Here is a 3,853-nt window from a genome sequence, read left to right as displayed (position 1 = left end):
ATGTCCTCAGATCGAGTGCGCGTTCCTCGGCATCGCGGCGGCTTTCCGCAAGCCTGCGCTGCAATTCGTCGGCCTTTTCCAGCGTGCGGATGATCAGCGCCACCGCGTCGGCCGCGGCCTTCACCTCGCCGCGCACATCCGCATCGTCTCCCTCCCGGCCTTTCTTGACCGCCGCCATCCTGAGCTTGCGGAAAAAGGCGAATTGCGCCCGCATCTCGACGGTCAGATCGTTCAGCAGCAGCCTGAGATCGTCATCGGCATTCGCCCGCCGCGCCTTCGGTTCGATTGCATGATAGCCCGCATGGGCGCGGTGCGTCGCCGGATCCCCCTCATAACGCGGCGTGCGCGGCCAGAGCCCGAACAGCGAAATATCGAATGTTTCATGGTCGACCACGAAATTCTCCTCTTGGCCGTTCGCGGCAGCCGTCCGGCAACAAAAAAAGCCCGGCGAGAACCGGGCTTTGAAAAATCTGACGGAAGCCTGAAGCCAGGGAGGTCACCGACCGCCGCAGATTTCCGACTGTAGATAAAACCTAGCAGACGACCGTAACGCCGTCAAGGACTATTTTCCTATTGTAAGATTTTTTTCTTATCCGGCGGAGAACTGTTCAAAGGCCTCCAGCGCATGGGCCGCATACATCAGCCCCGGTCCGCCATCCATGTAGACGGCGACGCCCAGCACTTCCTCATATTCCGCCTTGGTCACGCCAAGCTTGACAAGCGCCTTGGCGTGAAAGGCGATGCAGGGTTCGCAGCGCAGCGCCACGGCAATGCCGAGCGCGATATATTCCTTGGTCTTGGCATCGAGAGCGCCCGCCTTGCAGGCGGCGCCGGCCAGGGCCGAAAAACCGCTCATGGTGTCGGGAATGTCCTTGCGAAGCACGGCGGTCTGCTTCGAAACATCGGCAGTCATCTGAAGATAATCGGTGGCCATGGGGAGGATCCTTATATTCATACTTACGAGGATGAATACATAAGGTCTCTCGCCGCTCCCGCATTGCGCTGGGTCAAGCGGCGCCCGCCCTATCAGAAAGCGAATCAGCCCGTCTTCTCCCCGGTCAGCACCGGCCATTCGATGATGTAGTCCTCGTAGTCCTCGACCGGCACCTCCATCTCGCTCACCGTCCGGTCGCGCGCGGAAATGCCGGCCTGGTGCACCGTCTCGCGGTCGCCGGAGACGAGGTAGTGCCACCAGTAGAGATCATGCCCCTCATGCACCAGCCTGTAGGCGCAGGTCGGCGGCAGCCAGGGGATCTCCCTGACGCCCTTGACATCGAGCTGGATGCATTCCGGCACAGTCTTCCACCGGTCCTCGTAATCGGAACACTGGCAGGAATGGCCGTCGAGAAGGCGACAGGCGACCGAGGTAAAGGCCACCTCGCCCGTTTCCCAGTCCTCCAGCTTGTTGAGACAGCAAAGCCCGCAGCCGTCGCAGAGACTTTCCCATTCGCCGGCGTCCATCTCGTCGAGCCGCTTCGTCTTCCAGAACGGCTCCTGTTCTGCTGCCCTGTCGGCCATGTCCGGATCACCTTCCTCTTGAAGGTGGCTATATGCGTCACAAGGTCCCGCGGTTCAACCCGTCGCGGGCATTGCGGCGGCGAAGGTAAGCGCTCGCTTCCTTCAACCAAGGTCTTATCACTTTCGCTCAATTGCGACAATTTGACTGCTTGTTACTGTCTCCCATGCGCTTTGGAGGAAAGCGCCTCTGCGCCCTGAGGAGCGCGCAGCCAATTCAGACGACTTGGGAGGAGTCCGATGTCAAAGTTTATCATCAACCGCCGCAGCCTGCTCAGGGCCGGCGCGGCCGCCGGCGTCACGCTGGCCGCCCCCATGCATTTCGTGCGCGGGGCCTACGCGCAGGACATGTCCTGCAACATGCCGACCGGCAGCACCGTCACGCTCGGCTTCAACGTGCCGCAGACCGGCCCCTACGCCGATGAGGGCGCCGACGAGATGAAGGCGCTGATGCTCGCCGCCAAGCACCTGAACGGCGAGGGCGACGGCGGCATGCTCGCCACCTTCTCGTCCAAGGCGCTCAAGGGCAACGGCATTCTCGGCAAGAAGGTCAACTACGTCACCGGCGACACGCAGACCAAATCGGACGCCGCCCGCGACAGCGCCAAGCGCATGATCGAGAAGGAAGGCGCGGTGATGATCACCGGCGGCTCGTCCTCCGGCGTTGCCGTTGCCGTGCAGAGCCTCTGCCAGGACATGGGCGTGATCTTCATGGCCGGCCTCACCCACTCCAACGACACGACCGGCAAGGACAAGCGGCGCTACGGCTTCCGCCACTTCTTCAACGCCTACCAGTCGGGCGAGGCGCTCGCCCCCGTGCTCCAGCAGGAATACGGCTCCGACCGCCGCGCCTACCACCTGACCGCCGACTATACCTGGGGCTGGACCCAGGAGGAATCGATCAAGAACGCGACCGAGGGCCTCGGCTGGGAAACCGTCCAGACCGTCAAGACGCCGGTCGGCGCCGGCGACTTCTCGCAGTACATCACCCCGGTGCTCAATTCCGGCGCCGATGTGCTGATCCTCAACCACTATGGCGGCGACATGGTCAATTCGCTGACCCAGGCCGTCCAGTTCGGGCTGAAGGACAAGCAGGTCAACGGCAAGAATTTCGAAATCGTGGTTCCGCTGTTCTCCCGCCTGATGGCGCAGGGCGCGGGCGAGGCAGCCAAGAACATCCTTGGCTCGGCCAACTGGAACTGGTCGCTGGATGATGCGGGCAGCCAGGCCTTCGTTCAGTCCTTCGGCGCGGAATACGGCTTCCCGCCATCCCAGGCCGCCCATACCTGCTACGTCCAGGCGCTGCTTTATGCCGATGCCGTGGAACGCGCCGGCACCTTCTTCGCGCCCGCGGTCATCAAGGCGCTGGAAGGGTTCGAATTCGACGGCATGGGCAACGGCCCGACGCTTTACCGCGCCGCCGACCACCAGTGCATGAAGGATGTGCTCGTCGTGCGCGGCAACCCCGATCCGCAGAGCGAGTTCGACCTGCTGAAAGTCGTCAAGGTCGTGCCGCGCGCCGATGTCGAGTACGACCCGGCGATCTTCGGCGGCGAGCTTGGCCCGGACACGGCCAAGACCTGCTGAGAACGGACAATCGCTGAAATTCAGGCCGGGCGTTTTCGGGACGCCCGGCCCTTTCCGGCAACAGTGGAAACGCGGTCAATGGACGCCATCATCATTCAGTTTCTGAACGGCCTCGACAAGGGCGCAGCCTATTCGCTGATCGCCCTTGGCCTTACTCTGGTTTTCGGCACGCTCGGCGTCGTCAACTTCGCCCATGGCGCCCTCTTCATGCTCGGCGCCTTCTGCGCCGTCACCTTCAACGCGCTTCTGACCTGGCCGGTCCAGCCGCCCAAGGCCGAGGGCGCGCTCTTCGCCCCGCGCCCGGTGCCCTACATGGAATACGCCTTCGGCGATTTCGGCGCGGCGATGATCAACTGGTCCGTGCCGCTCTCCATCCTGCTCGCCATTCCCGTCATGCTCTTGATCGGGCTCGTCATGGAACGCGGATTGATCCGCTTCTTCTACAAGCGCCCGCATGCCGACCAGATCCTGGTGACCTTCGGCCTTGCCATCGTGCTGCAGGAGATCATCAAGAAGATCTACGGCGCAAACCCCGTCCCGCAGTCCGCGCCAGACGTCTTCGCCGGCACCGCCAACATCGCCGCCTGGTTCGGCATGGCCGACGCCTTCATCGTCTATCCCTGGTGGCGGCTGATCTACTTCCTGTTTGCAGCCCTCGTCATCGGCGCCGTCTTCGCCTTCCTGCAATTCACCACATACGGCATGGTGGTGCGCGCCGGCATGCGGGATCGCGAGACCGTCGGCCTGCTCG

5 protein-coding genes are annotated in these 3,853 nt (G+C 63.0%); 2 read left to right on the top strand and 3 right to left on the bottom strand.

The genetic code is table 11. The features are described from left to right. The 3 genes from AC5DC2_RS20910 to AC5DC2_RS20900 form a co-directional block, all read right to left on the bottom strand. A partial coding sequence (locus AC5DC2_RS20910; RefSeq protein WP_491699881.1) for a hypothetical protein occupies window positions 1-394 on the bottom strand: 394 nt, incomplete at its 3' end. A gap of 195 nt (window positions 395-589) precedes the next feature. Then, window positions 590-934 carry a carboxymuconolactone decarboxylase family protein gene (locus tag AC5DC2_RS20905; protein ID WP_036235846.1) on the bottom strand — a complete coding sequence of 115 codons (345 nt, stop codon included), beginning with the start codon at window positions 932-934 and terminating at the stop codon, window positions 590-592. Window positions 935-1,038: 104 nt separating this feature from the next. Beyond that, window positions 1,039-1,518 (bottom strand): YcgN family cysteine cluster protein, encoded by a 480-nt coding sequence (locus AC5DC2_RS20900; RefSeq protein ID WP_024706506.1) that lies wholly within the window; start codon window positions 1,516-1,518, stop codon window positions 1,039-1,041. Window positions 1,519-1,755: 237 nt separating this feature from the next. Here AC5DC2_RS20900 and AC5DC2_RS20895 point away from each other — a divergent pair, with 237 nt between their 5' ends. Continuing rightward, complete coding sequence (locus AC5DC2_RS20895) at window positions 1,756-3,102, top strand: substrate-binding protein (protein ID WP_024706507.1); 1,347 nt, start codon at window positions 1,756-1,758, stop codon at window positions 3,100-3,102. A 78-nt stretch (window positions 3,103-3,180) separates the two neighbouring features. Next, window positions 3,181-3,853 (top strand): branched-chain amino acid ABC transporter permease (locus AC5DC2_RS20890; RefSeq protein ID WP_491699880.1); only part of this gene is annotated, 673 nt, incomplete at its 3' end.

Source organism: Martelella sp. (assembly GCF_984369615.1).
Note: the sequence above shows the minus strand (reverse complement) of the source record. Positions and strands in the feature narration are given on the sequence as shown.

Coding starts and splice junctions, on each gene's coding strand:
- AC5DC2_RS20905 (WP_036235846.1), bottom strand. CDS start 934: ATGGCCACCGATTATCTTCAGATGACTGCCGATGTTTCGAAGCAGACC.
- AC5DC2_RS20900 (WP_024706506.1), bottom strand. CDS start 1,518: ATGGCCGACAGGGCAGCAGAACAGGAGCCGTTCTGGAAGACGAAGCGG.
- AC5DC2_RS20895 (WP_024706507.1), top strand. CDS start 1,756: ATGTCAAAGTTTATCATCAACCGCCGCAGCCTGCTCAGGGCCGGCGCG.